Source organism: Streptomyces chattanoogensis (genome assembly GCF_001294335.1).
GTDB classification, from domain to species: Bacteria; Actinomycetota; Actinomycetes; order Streptomycetales; family Streptomycetaceae; genus Streptomyces; species Streptomyces chattanoogensis.
Genome location: NZ_LGKG01000155.1, coordinates 1 through 22074, shown reverse-complemented (window position 1 = coordinate 22074; position 22074 = coordinate 1). Strand labels below are relative to the sequence as shown.

The 22074-nt window shown below is 74.3% G+C and carries 1 protein-coding gene; it reads left to right on the top strand.

What is annotated here, in order from left to right:
• Nucleotides 1-75: 75 nt before the first annotated feature.
• Nucleotides 76-22074, top strand: a 21999-nt coding sequence (locus tag ADL29_RS42915) for an SDR family NAD(P)-dependent oxidoreductase (protein ID WP_169795266.1), incomplete at its 3' end; no start/stop codon positions are given.

Genomic DNA, 22074 nt, shown 5'->3' with positions numbered 1-22074 from the left:
TGACTCCCCCGACTCTTCCTGCCTCCTCCCTGAACTGGGCGGCCCGGCCGCCCAGTGACCCGGAACGGAATGAACGTGAGCAGAAACATCCTTCGTGTGCCGGCCTGGCGCGACGAACCGGCCCGAGGACGCACCGCGGCCCCCGGAACCCGGCGGCTGGTCGTGCTGTGCGACCTGCCCGACGCGGACCTGACCGTCCTGCGCCGGCAGCTGCCCGGCGTGTCCTTCGCCCTCGTGGAAGGCCGTGCCGACGGGCCCGCCGCCGCCTACGAGCACGCGGCGACCCGGCTGCTCGGCGAGCTCCAGCGGCTGCTGAACCCGCCGTCCGGCGGCCCCCGTTCCGTGCAGGTCGTGTGCCGGGAGGGGACTCCGTACGGCTACGCCGGTCTGATCGGCATGCTGCGCACCGCCGCGCAGGAGGACCCGGCGCTGCACGGCCGGCTGATCGAGTTCACGCAGTGGCCGCCGGGCGAGGAACTCGCCGATGTGCTGCGGGCGGAGTCCGGGGAGGCGGACGACCACGTGCGCTACACCGACGGCCGCCGCCAGGTCCGTGCCTGGGCAGCGGCCCCGCGCACGGCGGCGCCCGAGCCGGTGTGGAAGGCCGACGGCGTCTACCTGATCAGCGGGGGAGCGGGCGGCGTCGGCCGGCTGGTCGCCGCCGACATCGCCCGCCACGCACCCGGCGCCCGGGCCGTCCTGTGCGGGCGCTCGCCGGCGGGCCTGGTGCCCGAGCAGCCGGGGACCGAGTACCGCCAGGTGGACGTCACCGATGCCGCCGCCGTGGCGGAGCTCGTCGACTCCCTTGTACGGACGTACGGCGGGCTCGACGGCGTGGTGCACGCGGCGGGCCTGATCAGCGACGACTACATGATCCGCAAGTCCCACCAGGACGCCCAGCGGGTCCTGGCGCCGAAGGCTGCCGGGCTGGTGAACCTCGACGAGGCCACCCGCAGCCTGCCGCTGGACTTCTTCGCGGCGTTCTCGTCCGGCGCCGGGACGCTGGGCAACCCCGGGCAGGCCGACTACGCCGCCGCGAACGGATTCCTCGACGCCTACCTGGCCCACCGCGCCGCCCTGACCGCCGCGGGCGAACGCCACGGCGCCGGCGTCTCGATCGGCTGGCCGCTGTGGCAGGACGGCGGGATGAGCGTCCCGGCCGAAGAAGTGCCCGCGCTCACCGCACGCTTCGGGCGCCCCCTGGGAACGGACACGGCGCTGCGGGCCCTGCACGGCGCACTGGCGCTGGGCGCACCACACCTACTGGTCATGGACGAGGAGAGCGGCGTGGAGGAAGAAGGTCCGCAGCAGACGGGGCCCGCGGAACTGCGGGCACGCGTGCTGCCCCTGCTGAAGGAGCTGATCGCCGGGACGGTGCGGCTGGACCCCGCCCGGCTGGACGCCGCCGCGCCGCTCGACGGCTTCGGCATCGACTCGCTGGCCGTCACCCGGCTCAACCGCCGCTTCGCGCAGTGGTTCGGTGCCCTGCCCAAGACGGTGCTCTACCAGTACCCGACGCTGAACGACCTGGCCGGTCACCTGGCGGAGCAGCATGCGGACGGCTGCCGCCGCTGGCTGGACGACGCGGCGGCCCCGGCCACGACGGAGGCGGCGCCTGCCGTCAGGGCCGCCGCACCCGTACGCCCCCGAGCCCGCGCGGCGAAGCCCCCGCGTCCGGCCGGCGCGGACGAGCCGATCGCCATCATCGGCCTGAGCGGGCGCTACCCGGACGCCCCGACCCTGGAGGCGTTCTGGGAGAACCTGCGCGCTGGCCGCGACAGCGTCCGCGAGATCCCCGCCGAACGCTGGTCGCTGGACGGCTTCTACGAACCGGACCCGCAGCGGGCCGTGCAGCAGGGCGCCAGCTACAGCAAGTGGGGCGCCTTCCTCGACGACTTCGCCCGCTTCGACGCCGCGTTCTTCGGGATCGCGCCGCGCGACGCCGCCGACATGGACCCGCAGGAACGGCTGTTCGTCGAGAGCGCATGGTCGGTGCTGGAGGACGCGGGCTACACGCGGCAGCGCCTCGCCGAGCGCCACGGTTCGTCGGTCGGCGTCTTCGCCGGGATCACCAAGACCGGCTTCGACCGCCACCGCCCGCCGGCCGGTGACGGACTGCCGCCCGCGCCGCGCACGTCCTTCGGATCGCTGGCCAACCGGGTGTCGTACCTGCTGGACCTGCGCGGCCCGAGCATGCCGATCGACACCATGTGCTCGTCGTCGCTGACCGCGATCCACGAGGCCTGCGAGCACCTGCGCCACGGCGCGTGCGAACTGGCCATCGCCGGGGGCGTCAACCTCTATCTGCACCCCTCCTCGTACGTCGAGCTCTGCCGCTCCCGGATGCTCGCCACCGACGGGCACTGCCGCAGCTTCGGCGCGGGCGGCGACGGGTTCCTGCCCGGCGAGGGCGTCGGCGCGGTGCTGCTGAAGCCGCTGTCCGCGGCGGAGGCCGACGGCGACCCCATCCACGCGGTGATCGTCGGCTCCGCCATCAACCACGGCGGGCGCACCAACGGCTACACCGTGCCCAACCCGCGCGCACAGGCCGCGCTGATCCGCGATGCGCTGGACCGCGCCGGCGTGTCCGCGGCCGGCATCGGCTACCTCGAGGCGCACGGCACCGGCACCCGGCTCGGCGACCCCGTCGAGATCGACGGCCTGAACCAGGCCTTCGCTCCCGACGCCGCCGGGAGCGGTGGGTGCGCCCTCGGCTCGGTCAAGTCGAACATCGGGCACCTGGAGGCCGCCGCGGGCATCGCGGGCCTGACCAAGGCCGTACTGCAGCTGCAGCACGGCGAGTTCGTGCCCACCCTGCACGCCGAGCAGACCAACCCCGACATCGACTTCGCGGCCACCCCGTTCACCCTGCAGACCGGCGGGGCCCCCTGGCCGCGGCCCGCGGACGGCGGTCCGCGGAGGGCCGGCATCTCCTCGTTCGGCGCGGGCGGCGCCAACGCCCACGTCATCGTCGCCGAGTACCAGGGCGCCAAGGCCGCACCCGCCACCACACCTGCCCCGCCCGCACGGCCGGTGCTGCTGCCGCTGTCCGCCCGGACCGCCGAGGACCTGCGGGCACGGGCCCGTCAGCTGTCCGGCCTGCTGCGCTCCGGCGCCCCCGTGGACCTGCCCGCCATCGCCGCCACCCTGCAGACCGGCCGCGAGGAGATGGACGAGCGGGTGTGCTTCGTCGCGCGCACCCCCGGGGAGTGGCGCGACCAGCTCGGCGCCTTCCTCGCCGAGGCCGACCCCGACCCCGGTCCCGAGGCCGAGGGCCCGTGGTCCCGCGGCCGGGTCAGGGCCACCCGCGAGACCCTGACCGCCCTGGCGGAGAAGGACGAACTCCGCGAACTCGTCGCCCGCTGGATCACCCGCGGCGACTGGCACGACCTGGCCGCCTTCTGGGCCAAGGGCATGCCGCTCGACTGGACCCGCCTGCACGCCGGCACGGACACGCCCGCACGCGTCCACCTGCCCCCCTACCCCTTCGCCGGACGGCAGTTCTGGTTCGGCCCGGCCGGCAGCGAGCGCCCGGCGACGACGCCGGTGGCCGCCGCGTCCCGTACGGCAGCGAGTGCCGCGGACGTGGAGCGCATCCTGCTCGACGCACTGGCCGAGGCCCTCCAGATGCCGGTCGCCGAGATCGAGCGCCGCCGCCCCTTCGCCGACTACGGCCTGGACTCCATCCTCGGCGTCCACCTGGTCCACACGCTCAACACGGCGCTCGGCACCGCGCTGGAGACCACCGACCTGTTCGACCACGGCACCGTCGAGCGCCTGCACGCGTTCATCGTCGGTACGTACGGTGACGCGCTGCACGCACCGGCCTCCCCGGCAGCCGCCGCCCCGGCGCCGGAGGACGACGCCGTCGCCGTCGTCGGGATGGCCGCCCGCTACGCCGACGCCGAGGACCCGCGCGCCCTGTGGGACCACCTGATGGCCGGCCACGACCTCGTCGAACCGGTGACCCGCTGGCCGCTCGCCCAGGACGTGACCTGCCGCTCCGGCAGCTTCGTCCGCGGCATCGACCGGTTCGACCCGGTGTTCTTCGCGATCTCCGGCGTCGAGGCCGCCACCATGGACCCCCAGCAGCGGATCTTCCTCGAGCAGTGCTGGAACGCCCTGGAGGACGCCGGCTACACCGGTGAACGCCTGAGCCACCGCAACTGCGGTGTCTACGTGGGGTGTTACGCCGGTGACTACCACGATCAGCTGGACGCCCGGCCGCCGGCGCAGGCCCTGTGGGGCACCATGGGCTCGGTCGTCGCCTCCCGGATCGCCTACCACCTCGACCTCAAGGGCCCCGCCCTCACCACCGACACCTCCTGCTCCAGCTCCCTCGTCGCCCTGCACCTGGCCTGCCGCGATCTGCTCGCCGGCGACGCCGACATGGCGATCGCGGGCGGGGTGTTCCTCCAGACCACGCCGCGGCTGTACGAGTCGGCGACGCGCGCGGGCATGCTCTCGCCCAGCGGCCGCTGCCACAGCTTCGACGCCCGCGCCGACGGCTTCGTCCCGGGCGAGGGCGCGGGCGCGGTCGTCCTCAAACGGCTCGCCGACGCCCGGCGCGACGGCGACCACATCTACGGTGTCGTCCGCGGCTCGGGCATCAACCAGGACGGCACCACCAACGGCATCACCGCCCCCAGCGCGGCCTCACAGGAACAGCTCCTGCGCGATGTGCACGCCCGCAGCGGCATCGAGCCGGGCGGCATCCAGCTCGTCGAGGCGCACGGCACCGGCACCCAGCTCGGTGACCCGATCGAATTCCGCGCGCTCACCCGCGCGTTCGAGGGCGCCCCGGCCGGGAGCGCCGTCCTGGGATCGATCAAGACCAACCTCGGGCACACACAGTTCGCCGCCGGTATCGCGGGCGTCATCAAGGCGCTGCTCGCCCTGGAGCACCGGCAGATCCCGCCGTCGCTCCACTTCCACGAGGCCAACCGGGCCGTCGTACTCGACGGCAGCCCGTTCACCGTCACCACCACCGCACAGTCCTGGACGGCACCCGCCCGCGGCCTGCGCCGGGCGGCCGTCAGCTCCTTCGGGGCCAGCGGCACCAACGCACACGTCGTACTGGAGGAGCACCCCGCCCCCTGGCCGACCGGCGCAGACGGGGAACACGCCTTCCTGCTGTCGGCCCGCACACCGGCCGCCCTCCGCGCTGTCGCCGAGCGGCTGCTCGCCCACCTCGACCGCGAACCCGGCCTGCCCGCCGACGCCGTCGCCTACAGCCTGGCCGCGGGGCGCAGCCACTTCGCGCACCGGCTGGCCGTCGTCGCCGCCGGCCTGCCCGACCTGGCGGCACACCTGCGCTCCTGGCTGTCCGGCACCGCCGGTGACACGGTGCTGCAGGGGGAGACCGCCGCGGACCCCCGGCCCGTCGGCGAGGTACGCGCCCTGACCCCGGCCGCGCTGGCCGCGGCGTACGTACGGGGCGAGGCCGACCGGTTCGCCGACAGCTTCGCGCCGACGTCGCGCCGTCAAGTGCCGTTGCCCACCTACCCGTTCGAGCGGCAGCGCTACTGGACCGACACCACGGACACCACCGACTCCACCGACACACAGGACGAGGCTGCCGCGTACCGGCTGCGGCTCGGCGGCGAGGAGTTCTTCCTGGCCGACCACCACGTCAACGGCCGGGCCGTACTGCCCGGTGTGCTGTCGCTGGAGGTCACCCGCCGTGCCGTGACCGGCGGTTCCTTCGCACCGGTCGGCCTGTGCGACGTCGTCTGGCCGGAGCCGTTCCCCGTCGGGGACGGCGGCGCCGAACTACGGGTCGAGCGGGACGGCGACGCCTTCCGCGTCCTGCGCGACGGCTCGGCCGCGCACGCCCAGGGCCGGATCGCCATGCCCGGCTCGCCCGCGGCCGCGCCGCTGGACGCCCTGCGGGCCCGCTGCGACCGCCGCACCCTGTCGCGGAGCCAGGTCCGGGCGGCCCTCGACGCCGTGGGCATCCGCCACGGAGACCGCCTGCGCGCCATCGACACCCTGGCCGTCGGCGACGGCGAGGTCCTGGCCCGGCTCGTGCTGCCCGACGGCGCCCGCGACGATGCGTTCGCGCTGCACCCCGCGATGCTCGACAGCGCCGTCCAGGCCGTCGTCGGCCTCTACGGCGACGCCTCCGGCACGCTCGACGCACAACGCGGCGCGCCCGCACTGCCCTTCGCCCTGGACGCCGCCGACCTCCTCGCCCCCACCACCGACCGCATGTGGGCCCATCTGCGCCACACCGAGGGCTACGCCCCCTCGGCCGACCGGGACGTGATGAAGGCGGACATCGATGTGTACGACGACAGCGGGCGGCTCTGCGTGAGCCTGCGCGGCTATGCGTTCCGGCGGATGGCCGCCCCGGCCGGCGAGGCCCCGCGCGCGACGCTGCTGGCACCGGTGTGGGACGCGCTGCCCGCCGTGGCCGCCGCGCCGTGGCCGCACCCGCGGACCCGCGTCGTGCTGCTGGGCGGCACCGCCGAGGAACGGGACGGGCTCCGCCGCCACTACCCGGACGCCACCGTCCTGGACGCCCGCGCCGAAGAACCGGCCGACCGGCTGGCCGAGCGGCTGCCCGACGGCGCCGAGCACCTCTTCTGGCTCGCCCCGTCCGGCCCCGCCGACGACCCGGACGCCGCGCGGTACGACGCCACCCTCGCCGTCTTCCGCCTGGTCAAGGCCCTCCTGGCCGACGGCGCCGACGCCCGTGAACTCGGCCTGACCCTGGTCACCCGGCAGACGCGCCGACTGCCGGGCGACACCAGCGCCAACCCCGCCCACGCCGGTGTGCACGGCCTCGCCGGCACCCTGGCCAAGGAGTACCCGCACTGGCGGATCCGCGTCGCCGACATCGAGGCGGACGCCCCCTTGCCCTGGCCGGCGCTGCTGGCCCTGCCCACCGACCCCCGCGGCGAGACCCTGGCCCACCGGCACGGCGAGTGGTACCGCCCGCGCCTGCTGGAGACGCCCGACCCCGGCGCCGCGGCCGCCCCGCCCGAGCCCGGCGGCGTGCTCGTGGCCATCGGCGGCGCCGGCGGCATCGGCACCGTGTGGACCGAGCACATGATGCGCCGTCACGGCGCCCGGGTCGTCTGGATCGGCCGCCGCCCGCTGGACGCCGCCATCGCCGCCCGGCAGGAAGCCCTGGCGGCCCACGGCCCCAAGCCGGACTACCTCCAGGCCGACGCGACCGACCGCGACGCCCTGCGCCGCGCCTGCCACGAGATCGTGCGCCGGCACGGCCCCGTGCGCGGCGTCCTGCACACCGCGATCGTCCTCGGCGACCAGACCCTCGCCCGGATGGACGAGGACCGGTTCCGCGCGACCTACGCGGCCAAGGCCGACATCGCCGTGAACCTCGCCGACGCCTTCGCGGGCCAGCCGCTGGACTTCGTCGCCTTCTTCTCCTCCATGCAGGCCTTCTTCAAGGCCCCCGGCCAGGCCAACTACGCGGCGGGCTGCACCTTCGCCGACGCCTACGCCGAGGACCTGTCCACCCGGCTCGACTGCCCGGTCAAGGTCATGAACTGGGGTTACTGGGCCGGCGTCGGAGTCGTCACCGCCGACGGCTACCGGCAGCGCATGGCACAACTGGGCCTGGGCTCGATCGAACCGGACGAGGGCATGGCCGCCTTCGACGCCCTGCTGGCGTCCCCGTACCCGCAGCTCGCACTCCTCAAGGCCACCGACACCCGCAGCATCGACGGCCTCCACGACGACGACTCCCTCACCCACCCGGCCGCCACCACCCCGTCCCTGATCGGCGCGCTGAGCGAGCACCGCCCCGACCGCCGCGCCGAGATCGCGCGGCTGCGCGAGCAGGCCGGCGGGCACGCCGGAGCCATGCAGGACGCGCTCGTCCGCATCACCTGGGCGCTGCTGCAGTCCCTGGGCCTGTTCCGCGACGGCCGGTCGGCCACCGCCGCCGAGTGGCGCGCCGTCGGCGGCATCGAGGACCGCTACGAGCGCTGGACCGAGCACACCCTCGCCGTACTCGCCGACGCAGGCCGCCTGCGCCGCGAGGGCGAGGACAGGTACGCGGCCCTCGACACCCGCACCGGAACCCTCGACGACGCCTGGGCCGACTGGGACCGGGCGCGGCAGCCGTGGTCGGCCGACGACGCCAAACGCCCCCAGGCGATCCTCGTCGACACGACGCTGCGCGCCCTGACCGGCATCCTCACCGGACGCCGCCCGGCCACCGACGTGATGTTCCCGAACGCCTCGCTCGCACTCGTCGAGGGCGTGTACAAGAACAACCCCGTCGCCGACTACTTCAACGACGTGCTCGCCGACACCCTCGTCGCCTACCTCGAACGGCGCCTGGCGGACGACCCGTCCGCGCGCCTGCGCATCCTGGAGATCGGCGCCGGCACGGGCGGCACCAGCGCCACGGTCTTCCGCAGGCTGCGGCCGTGGGCCGCCCACATCGAGAAGTACAGCTACACCGACATCTCCAAGGCGTTCCTGCTGCACGCGCAGCGGGAGTACGGCGAGCTCGCCCCGTACCTGGACGCCCGGCTCTTCAACGCCGAGCACCCGCTGGCCGGCCAGGAGGTGGCCCCCGGCGAGTACGACGTGGTGATCGCCACCAACGTGCTGCACGCGACCCGCAACATCCGTGCGACGTTGCGCAACGCCAAGGCCGCCGCGCGCCCCCACGCCCTGCTGCTGCTCAACGAGCTCAGCGACAACATCCTCTTCAGCCACCTCACCTTCGGCCTCCTGGACGGCTGGTGGCGCTACGACGACCCGGCGCCGCGCATCCCCGGTTCTCCCGGCCTGGCGCCGGAGAGCTGGCGGCGGGTCCTCGGCGAGGTCGGCTTCCGCGCGGCGTTCGTCGCCGCCCAGGGCGCCGACGACCTGGGCCAGCAGGTGATCGTCGCCGAGAGCGACGGTGCGATCCGCCAGCCTCGCCCCGACGGGGAGTCCGCCTTCCGCGGCACCCTCCCCGAGGCCCGGAAGGGGACCGTGGCGCCGGAAGAACCCGCCGCGCCGCAGCCGGCCGTCGCCCAGGACGCCGCCGACGATGACCGCGCCGCGCTCCTGGCGGTCCGGGCCCGCGACTACTTCCGCGGCCTCGTCGCGGACACCCTGCGGCTGCCGGTCGCCGATATCCGCGCCGATGTGTCCTTCGACCGCTACGGCATCGACTCGATCCTGGTCGTCCAGCTGACGGAGGCGGTCCGCAAGGGTCTCGACAACGTCGGCAGCACGCTGTTCTTCGAGGTACGGACGGTCGACGGCCTCGTCCGGCACTTCCTGCGCACCCAGCCCGACGCGCTCGCGGCGCTGGTCGGCCTGAGCGGCACGGAAGCGTCCACCGATGAGCAACTCCCATCAAAGGGAGTGGAGTTGATGCCCGCAGGTCCCCCGCGGACGGCCCGGGCGCCGGAGCCCGCCGAACCGCCCCGCGGCGAGCAGGGCATGGCCATCGCGATCGTCGGCATGGCGGGCCGCTACCCCGGCGCACCCGACCTGGACACCTTCTGGGAGAACCTGCTCGCCGGCCGGGACAGCGTCACCGAGATCCCCGCCGGGCGCTGGGACCACAGCCGCTACTACGATCCGCGGCGCGGCGTGCCCGGCAGGACGTACAGCAAGTGGGGCGGCTTCCTCGACGGGATCGACGAGTTCGACCCGCTGTTCTTCGGCATCTCGCCGAAGGCGGCGTCCATGATGGACCCGCAGGAGCGGCTGTTCCTGCAGTGCGCCCACACCACGCTGGAGGACGCCGGCTACACCCGTGACGCCCTGCGCGCCGCCGCCCGCGCCCGGGTGGCCGAGGACGCCGGTGACATCGGGGTGTTCGTCGGCGCGATGTACTCCGAGTACCAGCTCTACGGCGCCGAGTACAGCGTGCGCGGCGAACCGGTCGTCGTACCGGGGAGCCTGGCCTCCATCGCCAACCGCGTCTCGTACTACCTCGACGCGAGCGGCCCCAGCGCCACCGTCGACACCATGTGCGCCTCGGCGCTGTCCGCGATCCACCTCGCCTGCGCCGCCCTCCAGCGCGGGGAGTGCGGTGCCGCCCTGGCCGGCGGGGTCAACCTGTCGGTGCACCCGGGCAAGTACCTGATGATCGGCGAGGGTCAGTTCGCCTCCAGCGACGGGCGCTGCCGCAGCTTCGGCGAGGGCGGCGACGGCTATGTGCCCGGCGAGGGCGTCGGCGCGGTGCTGCTGCGCCCGCTCGCCGACGCCGTCGCCGACGGCGACCGCATCCTCGGCGTGATCCGCGGCACCGCCGTCAACCACGGCGGCCACACCCACGGATTCACCGTGCCGAACCCGCTCGCGCAGGCGGCGGTCATCCGCAGCGCCTGGCGCCGGGCCGGAATCGACCCCCGGGACATCGGCTGCATCGAGGCGCACGGCACCGGCACCTCGCTGGGCGACCCGATCGAGATCGCCGGACTCAGCGCGGCGTTCGCCGAGTTCACCGACGCACGCACCTTCTGCGCGATCGGCTCGGCGAAGTCGAACATCGGCCACCTGGAGTCCGCGGCGGGCATCGCGGGCCTGGCAAAGCTCCTGCTCCAGATGCGGCACGGCACGCTCGTACCGTCCCTGCACGCCGACCGCGTCAACCCCGAAATCGACTTCGCCGACAGCCCCTTCGTCCTCCAGCGCGAAGCCGCGCCCTGGCCGAGGACCGGGGGACGCCCGCGCCTCGGCGGCCTCTCCTCCTTCGGCGCGGGCGGCTCCAACGCCCACCTCGTCGTCGAGGAGTACGTCGCGGCGCGCGCCGGGCAGGGCCTTGAGGCGCCCTCGTACCGCGGCGAACCCGTCGTCGTGGTGCTGTCCGCCTTCGACGAGGAGCGGCTGCGCGAGTCGGCGGGCCGGCTGCGCGACGCCCTGCGCACGGAACGGTGGAGCAGCGCGGACCTGCCCGGTGTCGCCTACACGCTGCAGCTCGGCCGCGAGGCGATGACCGCACGGTTCGCCGTGGTCACCAGCGCCCTTCCCGCCCTGGTGGACGCCCTGGACGCCTGCGCGCTCGGCGGTGGGCTGCCCGCGGGCGCGTACCTGAGCCCCGGTGGTGAACAGGGCGGTGCGGCACGGGACTTCCTCACCGACGAGGACTTCCAGGAGACCGTGGTGCGCTGGGCACGGCGCGGGAAGCTCGCGCCGCTGGCCGAGGCCTGGACCAGCGGCCTGGCCGTCGACTGGGCCCGCCTGTACGAGGGACCGAAGCCGCGCAAGGTCGCACTGCCCGGCTACCCGTTCGCCCGGGAGCGCTACTGGTACACCGACGGACTGCCGGAACTCGCAGACACCCCCGCCACATCCGGCGACGCCGCACAGCCGCCCGCCGCACAGCCGGCCGCCGCCCCGCGCCCCGCGGCGGAGGCCCCGCCTGTGACGGCGCCCGCCGTATCCGCCCCGCCCGCGCAGCAGGCCCAGCCCTACGAACTCCCCGCGGGCGACCTGACGTTGCACCCCGTCTGGGAGCCCGTCCGGCTGCTGCGCGGCAGCCCCTACCCGTCCACGGCCTCCCGCGTCGTGGCGATCGGCCTCGGACCGGACGTCCTCGCCGAGCTGACCGCCCGCCGCCCGGGGACCGTGGTGCTGGACACCGGCGCGTCATCCGCCGAAGAGGTACGGAACGCACTCGCCGCCCTGGGCGACTTCGACCACGTCGTGATGCGGTTCCCGACGGCAGCCGCCGACCACGGAGCCGAGGCGCAGATCGGCGCGCAGCGCGCAGCCATCCGCCGCATGTTCCGCGTCCTCAAGGCGCTGGCCCTCCTCCGGGACGAGCAGCGACTCGGACTCACCCTCCTGACCAGCGGCGCGTTCGATCCGGGCGGCTCCCGGGCCGCCGACCCGGCGCAGGCGAGCCTGCACGGTCTGATCGGCGGCCTCGCCAAGGAACAACCGCACTGGCGCATCCGCGCGGTCGACCTTGCCGACGGCGAACCGTTCGTCGCCGACGAGGTCTTCGCCCTGCCCGCCGACCGCCGCGCCCACCCGCTCGCCCGCCGCGGCGGCCAGTGGCTGCGCCGCCAGCTCCTGCCGGTGGACGCCACCGAGCCGCCCGCCGAGCCCGTGCTGCGCCGCGACGGCGTCTATGTGCTCATCGGCGGCGCGGGCGACCTCGGCGTGTTGCTCAGCGAGTACCTCATACGGCAACACGCCGCACATGTCGTATGGGTCGGCCGCCGCGCCGAGGACGAGGACATCCGGGGCCGGGCGGCCCAGGCCGCAGCGGCGGGCGGGCGGACCCCCGTCTACCTGTCCGCCGACGCCTGTGACCCCGGCGCGCTCGCCCGCATGCGGGACGAGGTCGTCCGCCGCTACGGCCGCATCGACGGCGTGGTGCACCTGGCCATGGTGTTCAGCCACACCCCGCTCGCCCGGATGACCGAGCGCGAGCTGGAGGCCACCCTCGGGGCCAAGGTCGACCCGTGCGTGCACTTCGCCGACGTCTTCGCCGGTCAGGGCCTGGACTTCATCCTGCTGATCTCCTCGCTGGTGAGCTTCATCCGCAACTCCCACCAGGCGCACTACTCGGCGGCCTGCGCCTTCGAGGACGCGCGCGCCGACGCCCTGCGCGCGGCGCTGGACTGCCGGGTCAAGGTCGTCAACTGGGGCTACTGGGGCAACGTCCCCGACGAGCTGCTGCGTGATGTGACGTCCATGGGACTGGCCCCGATCGACCCGGCCACGGCGATGGGCGCACTGGAACGCCTCCTGGCCGGCCCGCTCCACCAGATCGGCTTCATGCGCCTGGGCCGGCCGCTGCCCGTCGAAGGGGTGCTGACCGCAGAGACCCTGGCCTCGTACGCCCCCGCCGCGGCGGCGGGCGACGGCGCCACGACGGTCGCCCTGCCCACCGACCTGGCCGCCTACCACTCCGGCCCGGTCCCGGGCGAGATCGACGCGTGCCTGCTCCGCCGCCTCGCCGCCGAGCTGCGCCGCGCGGGTCTGGAGGAGCCGGGCCACGGCCTCGCCGAGTGGAAGGAGCGGCAGGGCATCGACGCACGGTTCGACGGCTGGCTCTCGGCCACCCTGCGCGCGCTCGCCGAGCACGGAATGACTGACGACGAGGGGCGCTGGGGCACCAGCAGCCCGGCCGCCCAGGACGCCGACGCCTGCCGCGCCGACTGGGCCGCGCAGACGCCCCGTTGGGTCGCCGCCAACCCCGATCTGCGCGCACCGCTGCACCTGCTGGACCAGACCCTGCCCGCGCTCGCCGACATCCTGTGCGGCCGGGTCCGCGCCACCGACGTGCTGTTCCCCCAAGGAACGCTCTCCCTCGTCGAAGGCGTCTACCGCGACAACCGCGTGGCCGGGCACTTCAACGCGGTCCTCGCCGAACATGTGGCGGCCTTCCTGCGCGCGCGCCGGGACGCCGACCCGGGCGCCCGCCTGCGCGTGCTGGAGATCGGCGCGGGCACCGGCGGCACCACCGGTCCCGTCCTCGACCGCCTCGCCCGCGAGGGCCTCGACCTGGCCGAGTACTGCTTCACCGACCTGTCCCAGGCCTTCCTGCACAGCGCCCAGGACACCCTCGGGCGGGGCCGCGACCACCTTACCTACCGCATCTTCGACGCGGCCCGGCCCCCGCACGTCCAGGGGCTCGACACCGGCGCCTTCGACGTCGTCATCGCGGCCAACGTGCTGCACGCCACCGACACCATCCGCCCCGCCCTGCGGCACGCCAAGGCGCTGCTGCGCGGCAACGGCCTGCTGGCCCTCAACGAGATCAGCAACTTCTACCTCGTCAACCACCTCACCTTCGGCCTGCTCGACGGCTGGTGGCTCCACGACGACGCCGAACTGCGCGTACCCGGCAGCCCCGCGCTGTCACCGGAGGCCTGGCAGCTCGTACTGGAGCAGGAAGGCTTCACCGGCATCCGCCATCCGGCGCGGGACGCCCTGGCGCTCGGGCAGCAGGTCGTCGTGGCCCACAGCGACGGTCTCGCCCGCAGCCCGCGCCTGCTCTCCCCAGCGCCCGAGGCGAGCGGCCCGCCGGCCCAGCCCCCGGCGGCGCCCCCGGCTCCGGCCCCCGCCTCTGCGGCCCGGACCGTCGCGGACGTGGTCCTGGCCGAGCTCGCCGACGCACTGCGGATGCCCGCCGACCGGATCGGCCCGGACCGGGCGTTCGCCGACTACGGCCTGGACTCCATCGTCGGCGTCCGGTTCGTCCAGCGCCTCAACGAGGAGCTGGGCACCGACCTGCCGACCACGGTCATCTTCGACCACCGCAGCGTGGCGCAGCTCGCCGCACACATCGTCGAGAGCCACCGGCCGCAACTCGCCGTCCCTGCCGCACCGGACGCCGCCGCAGCACCGCACCGCCCCGAAGGGCGCGAGCCCATCGCCATCGTCGGGATCAGCGGCCGCTTCGCGCAGTCGGACGACACGGACGCCCTCTGGCAGCACCTCGCCGCCGGCCGCGACCTCGTCGGCCCGGTCGAACGATGGGACCTCTCCGGCTACGGCCAGGACGAACTGTCCTGCCGCGCGGGCAGCTTCCTCGACGGCATCGACCGCTTCGACGCCCGGTTCTTCCACCTCACCGGCCTCGAAGCCACCTACACCGACCCCCAGCAGCGCCTGTTCCTCGAACAGGCGTGGACGGCCGTCGAGGACGCCGGCTACGCGGGCTCCTCGCTGGACGGCCGCCGCTGCGGCGTCTACGTCGGCTGCACCGGCGGCGACTACTCCCAGTGGTTCGAGGACACGCCGCCCGCCCAGGCGGCATGGGGCAACGCACCCTCGGTCGTACCGGCGCGCATCGCCTACCACCTGAACCTCCAGGGCCCCGCCATCGCGGTCGACACGGCCTGCTCCAGCTCACTGGTCGCCGTCCACCTCGCCTGCCAGAGCCTGTGGAGCGGCGAGACCGACATGGCCCTCGCGGGCGGCGTCAGCGTCCAGACCACCCCGGACACCTACCTGGCGGCCGGCCGCGGCGGGATGCTCTCGCCCACCGGCAAGTGCCACACCTTCGACGCCGCCGCCGACGGATTCGTCCCCGGCGAGGGCGTGGGCGTCGTGGTGCTCCGCCGGTTGTCGGACGCCCTGGCCGACGGCGACCACATCCACGCCGTGATCCGCGGCTCCGCCGTCAACCAGGACGGGGCGACCAACGGCATCACCGCCCCCAGCGCCCTGTCGCAGGAGCGCCTCATCCGCCAGGTGCACACCGAATTCGGCATCGACCCGGCAGAGATCGGCATGGTCGAGGCCCACGGCACCGGCACCCAGCTCGGCGACCCCATCGAATGCCAGGCACTGGTCGGCGCGTTCGGCCCGGCCGGCGGCCGCGACACCTGCGCACTCGGCTCGATCAAGACGAACCTCGGCCACACCACCTCCGCCGCGGGCGTGGCGAGCCTGCTCAAGGTCGTGCTCTCGCTGCGTCACCGCCAGATCCCGCCGTCCCTCCACCACTACGAGACCAACCCCGCGATCCGACTCACCGAAAGCCCCTTCCACGTGAACACCACGCTGCGGCCGTGGCAGCCCAACGTCCAGGGAAAGCGCGTCGCGGCCCTGAGCGCGTTCGGCTTCAGCGGCACCAACGGCCACCTGGTCGTGGAGAACGCCCCGGACCGTGACGAGCGTCAACACGCACCGGGCGAGCTGCTGTTCGTCCTGTCCGGCCGGCAGCCCGAGGCGCTGCGCCACCGCGCCGAGGACCTCCTGGCGTACCTGCGCCGCACACCCGACGCCGCGCTGGGCGACGTCAGCTACACGCTGGCGGCCGGCCGGGACCACTTCACCCATCGCGCGGCCTTCGTCGCCGCCGACCGCGACGCGCTCGTCCACCAGCTGGAGACCTGGCTGGCCGACGGGCGGAACGACACCGCGGACCGGCGCGGCGACACCGCGCCGGAGCACGCCCGTACCCGGTACCTGAACGGCGAACAGGTCGACTTCGCGCCGCTGTTCTCCGGTCTCGACGTACGCCGCACACCGCTGCCCACCTACCCGTTCCAGCGCAAGAGCTACTGGCCGACGGCCGCCGCCCCGAGCCGGCGCCACCCGGCCCCGGAGGCCGCGCCCGTCCAGCCGACGCCCGACACCGACGAGGCGACCGTGCGGTACCAAGTCGGCGCACTCCTGCTGGCCGAGCTCTCCCGCGTGCTCATGATGGAACCCGACGAGATCGACCCCCAGGCGTCGTTCTCCGACTACGGCGTGGACTCGATCCTCACCGTCAAGCTCGTCACAGCGGTGAACAACGCCCTCGCCGTCGATCTGCCGAGCACCGCACTGTTCGAGCACAGCTCGCTCGACCGGCTGACGGACCATCTGGTCAGCGGCTACGGGGCCCGATTGAGGCCCTCCGGCGCGCTTGTGCCGCGCGAGCCGGAAGGCAAGGCCAAAGCGCCCGCCCTCCCCGCCGAAGCCCCCGCGGCCCCTGGGGACGACCCGGCCGACGACCGGGCCGACGACGGCATCGCCGTGGTGGGCATCGCCGCCCGCTTCGCGCAGTCGCCCGACGCCGCCGCCCTGTGGGCACACCTCGCCGCGGGCGACGACCTGGTCGGCGAGGTCACCCGCTGGGACATGGCCAAAGAACTGGGCGCGGGCGCCGAGCGCCAGTACGGGAGCTTCGTCGACGACATCGAGCGCTTCGACGCCTGGTTCTTCCGCATGTCCGGTAAGGAGGCCACCTACACCGATCCGCAGCAGCGCATCTTCCTGGAGGAGTGCTGGCACGCCCTGGAGGACGCGGGCTACGCCGGTGAACGGCTCGACGGCCGCGGGTGCGGCGTCTACGTCGGCGGCTCGCCCAGCGACTACCAGCAGCTGATCGGCGACGACGCGCCACCGCAGACCCTGTGGGGCAACATCTCCTCGGTCATCGCCTCGCGGATCTCCTACTTCCTCGACCTGCAAGGCGCCGCACTGTCGGTCGACACCGCCTGCTCCAGTTCACTGGTGGCCATCCACCAGGCCTGCCAGGACCTCCGCCTGGGCAACACGTCCATGGCACTGGCGGGCGGAGTCTTCGTCCAGTCCACGCCGATCTTCTACCGGTCCGCCGTGCGGGCGAACATGCTGTCCGCCCGCGGCCGCTGCCACACCTTCGACGACCGCGCCGACGGCTTCGTGCCGGGGGAGGGCGCCGGCGTGGTCGTACTCAAGCGGCTCGCCGACGCGCTGCGCGACGGCGACCAGATCTACGGCGTGATCCGCGGCTCCGGAATGAACCAGGACGGCACCACCAACGGGCTCACCGCACCCAGCGCCGGATCGCAGGAGCGTCTCCTGCGCGGCGTCCACGAGCGCGCCGGCATCGACCCCGCCGGTATCCAGCTGATCGAGGCGCACGGGACCGGCACCCCGCTGGGCGACCCCATCGAGTTCGAGGCCCTGCGCGCCGCGTTCGGCGACGCGCCCGACGGCGGCTGCGCCCTGGGGTCCGTCAAGACCAACCTGGGGCACACCCAGTTCGCCGCGGGCGTGGCCGGCGTCATCAAGGTGCTGCTGGCACTCAGGAACGAGCAACTGCCCCCGTCGCTGCACTTCCGCCGCGCCAACCCGGCGATCACGCTGGCGGGCAGCCCCTTCTACGTCAACACCGAACTGCGCCCATGGCCCGCACCCGCCGACGGGCCGCGCCGCGCCGGCGTCAGCTCGTTCGGCGCCGCGGGCACCAACGCGCACGCGCTGATCGAACAGGCCCCCGCCGTGCGCACCGCCGGGCACGGCCCCCGGCAGACCTGGCTGATCGTCCTGTCCGCACAGGACGACGCCGGCCGCCGCGCCCAGGCCGAGCGCCTGCTGGACCATGCCGTCGCCCACGAGGACCTGGACCTGGGCGACATGGCCTACACCCTGGCGACCGGGCGCCGCCACTGCAGCCACCGCTGGGCGTGCGTGGCCACCGACCGCGAGCAGTTCGTCGCCGCCCTGCGGACCTGGCTGCGCGACGGCCGGGCCGACGACGTGGTCACCGGTGAGGCGCCCGACGGGCACCGCCGCCAGGACCCCGCCGTGCACGCCCGAGCCGACCGCCTGATGGCCGAACCCGACCGTCACGACGGCCTCACCGAGCTGGCCGCGCTCTTCGCCCAGGGGCAAGACCTGCGCTTCGCCCCGCTCTTCGCCGACGGCGGCTTCCGTATCGTGTCCCTCCCGGCCTACCCGTTCGCGGGCGAGCGCTACTGGGTCGGATCACGTCCGGCGGTCCCGGCCCCGGTCACCGTTGCGGCCCCGTCGCCGCTGGAAGGCCGTCGGCTGCCCGGTGATCCCGGCTCTGAGTCCTTCACCGTCGAGCTGACCGGCCGCGAGTTCTTCCTCGACGACCACCGGGTGCGCAACGTGCCGGTGCTCCCCGGCGTGGCCTATCTGGAGCTGGCATACGCGGCGGCCCGCGCCGAGGGCGTCGACCCCGCCCGCGCCCGCCTGCGCAACGTCGTCTGGTCGCGCCCCGCGCGGATCACCGGGCCGACCACGCTCCGGATCGCGCTGCGGTCCGGCGCGGACGACGCCTTCACCTACGAGATCACCACGGTGGCCGACGGCGGACAGCCCGTGGTCCACGGGCAGGGACGCATCGAACGCTGCGCGCCGCCGTCACCCGCGCGCCTGGACATCGCCGCGCTGCGCGCCCAGTGCGACCTGCGCACCCTGGAACACGACGACTGCTACCGGCTCTTCGACCGCATGGGGATCGGCTACGGCCCGGCCATGCGGGGCATCCGGCGGATCCACATCGGCGCCGGGCTCACCGTCGCCCGCCTGAGTCTGCCGCAGGCCGCCCGGGACGGCGCCGCCTGGGACCTGCACCCGTCGATGCTCGACGCCGCCGTACAGACAACCCTGGGCCTGTCACTGGCCGAGGACACCGATACCGACACGGTGGCGGCGGCACTGCCCTTCGTCCTGGAGGAGGTGCAGCTGCTCAGGCCCAGCCCGGCCGCCGGGTGGGCGGTGGCGCGGCCCGCGGCCGACGACCGCGGCGGAGCGGTGCGCCGTATCGACATCGAACTGTGCGACGACGACGGCGAGGTGTGCATCCGCCTGCTCGGATTCACCGCACGCCTGCTGTCCGCCGATGACGCCCCAGCAGACGCGGACAACACCGAAGACAACGCCGGGGACAACGCCGGGGACGCGACGCTCACCCTGATGCGCGCCGGCTGGCGCCCGGCCGAGCCCACCCACGCATCGCCTCCGCCGGTGCGGCACGAGGTGCTGCTCGCCGGACCCGTAGGGACCGACCCCGCGGCGATCCGGGACGGGCTCGGCGTGCCCTGCACCGCACTGCCCGCCGACGCCGACCTGGCCCGGCGCTTCACCCGCCAGGCCGAGACGCTGCTGGCCCGCCTCCAGCACCTCGTCCCGGCCACCCGCGACGGCCGGGTCCTGCTGCAGGTGGTCGTGCCCGCCGACGGCGAGCACCGGGTCCTCGCGGGCCTGGGCGGTCTGCTGCGCACGGCCCGCATGGAGCACCCCAGGCTGCTGACCCAGCTCGTCGAGGTGGAAGCGCCGCTCGACCCCGCGACGCTGTGCGAGCGTCTGCGCCGGGACGCGGCGAGCCCCGACGACGTGGCCGTGCGGTACTCCGGCGGACAGCGCCGAGTGCCGCAGTGGACCGCCGTCGAGGACGCCGCGCCGACCCGCCCGTGGAAGGCCGGCGGCGTCTACCTCCTCACCGGGGGAGCCGGCGGGCTCGGCGCACTCTTCGCCCGCGAGATCGCCCGGCGGGCGCCCGGCGCCGCCCTCGTACTCTGCGGGCGCTCGCCGCAAGGCCCCGCCCATCGTGAACTCGTATGTGAACTGGAGGAGTTGGGAGCATCCGCCGTTTACCGGGTGCTGGATGTCGCCCGGCGCGACGCCGTGACCGACTGCGTGCGCGCCGTCGTCGCCGAGCACGGCCGCCTCGACGGCGTCGTCCACACCGCCGGTGTGGTGCGCGACGGCTACCTGGCCCGCAAGAGCGCCGAAGAGCTGCGGGAGGTCCTGGCCGCCAAGGTCGCCGGCTTCGTCCACCTCGACGAAGCCACCGCCGCGCTCGACCTGGACTGCTTCATCGGGTTCTCCTCGCTGTCGGCCTACGGCAACCAGGGCCAGGGCGACTACGCCGCGGCCAACGCCTTCATGGACGCCTACGCCGGCCTCCGCCACGAACGGGTGGCCAGGGGCGAGCGCCGCGGCCGCACCCTGGTCGTCGGCTGGCCCCTGTGGGCCGACGGCGGCATGACCGTCGACGCCGCCACCGCACGCCGCCTGCACGACAGCGTCGGCATGGTGCCGATGCGCGCCCCGCACGGCGTGGCGGCACTGGAACGCGCCTACGGCACCGGCGACCCGCACATCCTGGCCGTCTTCGGCGACCGCGCCCGCATCGACGCCACCCTCCTGGCCGCCCCGCAGGACCCGGGCGCCGCACCGGCGGTGACCGCACCCGACCGCGCCGCCCTGCACGCCGAGGTCCTCGGCCGCGCCCTCGGCCACGCCGCCGCCGTGCTGGGCGTGCCGGCCGAGGAGCTCGACGGCGCGGTGGAGCTCGGCGAGTACGGGTTCGACCCGGTCTCGCTCACCGGGTTCGCCGCCCGCCTCACCGCCGAGTTCGGGCTCCCGCCCGTGCCCAAGCCCTTCCCCGAACACCTGACCCTGGGAGAGGTCGTGGACCATCTGCTCGACAACCACCCCGATCGCTTCGCGACGGTCCCGCCTGCTTCCGCGCCCGAGCGCACAGCGGAGCTCAAAAGCACCGCCGAGCCCGGAAGCGCCGCCGCGACCATCGCGACGGGCGACCGGGAGCAGCGGCACAAGGCACTGCTGAAACAGCTGATCGCCCGCGTGTCCGCGCTGCTGGACGTGCCCGCCGAGCGGATCACCGGCGCGGCCGAGATGACCCGCTACGGCTTCGACTCCCTCTCGTTCATCGGCTTCGCCAACGTGCTCAACGCCGAGTTCGGGCTCTCGCTGGCACCGACCCTGTTCTTCGAGAACCCCACCCTGGACGGGGTCGTCGACCACCTCCTCGACCACCACGCCGACCGCGTCGCCACCACCGCGGCCGAGCAGCAGGAACCGCGCTCGGCGCCACCCGCCGCCCCGGAGTCCGCCCCGGCCGTCACCACCGCGTCCCGCACGGATGCGCCCGGGAACGAGCCGATCGCCGTCATCGGCATCAGCGGCCGCTTCCCGATGGCCGATGACCTCGACGCGTTCTGGGAGAACCTCAGCGAAGGCCGCGACTGTACCCGCGAGGTCCCCGCGGACCGCTGGGACTGGCGCGCCCACTACGGCGACCCCGTCAGGGATCCCAACACCTCCCATGTGACGTCCGGCGGCTTCATGGACGGCGTCGGCGACTTCGACCCGCTGTTCTTCGACATCTCCCCCAAGGAAGCCGAGCTGATGGACCCGCAGCAGCGGCTTCTGATGCTGTACGTGTGGAAGGCGCTGGAGGACGCCGGGTACGCGGCGGGCGCCCTCGCGGGCACCAACACGGCCCTCATCGCCGGCACCACCAGCACCGGCTACAGCACCCTCGTCACCCGGTACTCCCCGGTGATCGAGGGATACGACATCACCGGCGCGGCCCCCTCGATGGGCCCGAACCGGATGAGCTACTTCCTTGACCTGCGCGGTCCGAGCGAGCCCGTCGACACCGCCTGTTCGAGCGCGCTCGTCGCGCTGCACCGGGCCGTCCAGGCACTCCGCGACGGCCAGTCGGACCTGGCCATCGCCGGCGGCGTCAACACCATGGTCAGCGTCGACGGGCACATCAGCATCTCCAAGGCGGGGATGCTGAGCCCCGAAGGCCGCTGCAAGACCTTCTCCGACCGTGCCGACGGCTATGCCCGGGGTGAGGGCGTGGGCATGCTGGTGCTCAAGCGCCTGTCGGCGGCGGAGCGCGACGGCGACCACATCTACGGCCTGATCCGCTCGACGGCCGAGAACCACGGCGGCCGCGGCAGCTCCCTGACCGCGCCCAACCCCAAGGCCCAGGCCGCCCTCCTGAAGGAGGCCTACGGGAAGGCCGGGATCGACCCGCGGACGGTCGGCTACATCGAGGCGCACGGCACCGGCACCGAGCTCGGCGACCCGGTCGAGATCAACGGGCTCAAGGCCGCCTTCCGGGAGCTGTACGAGGAGCACGGC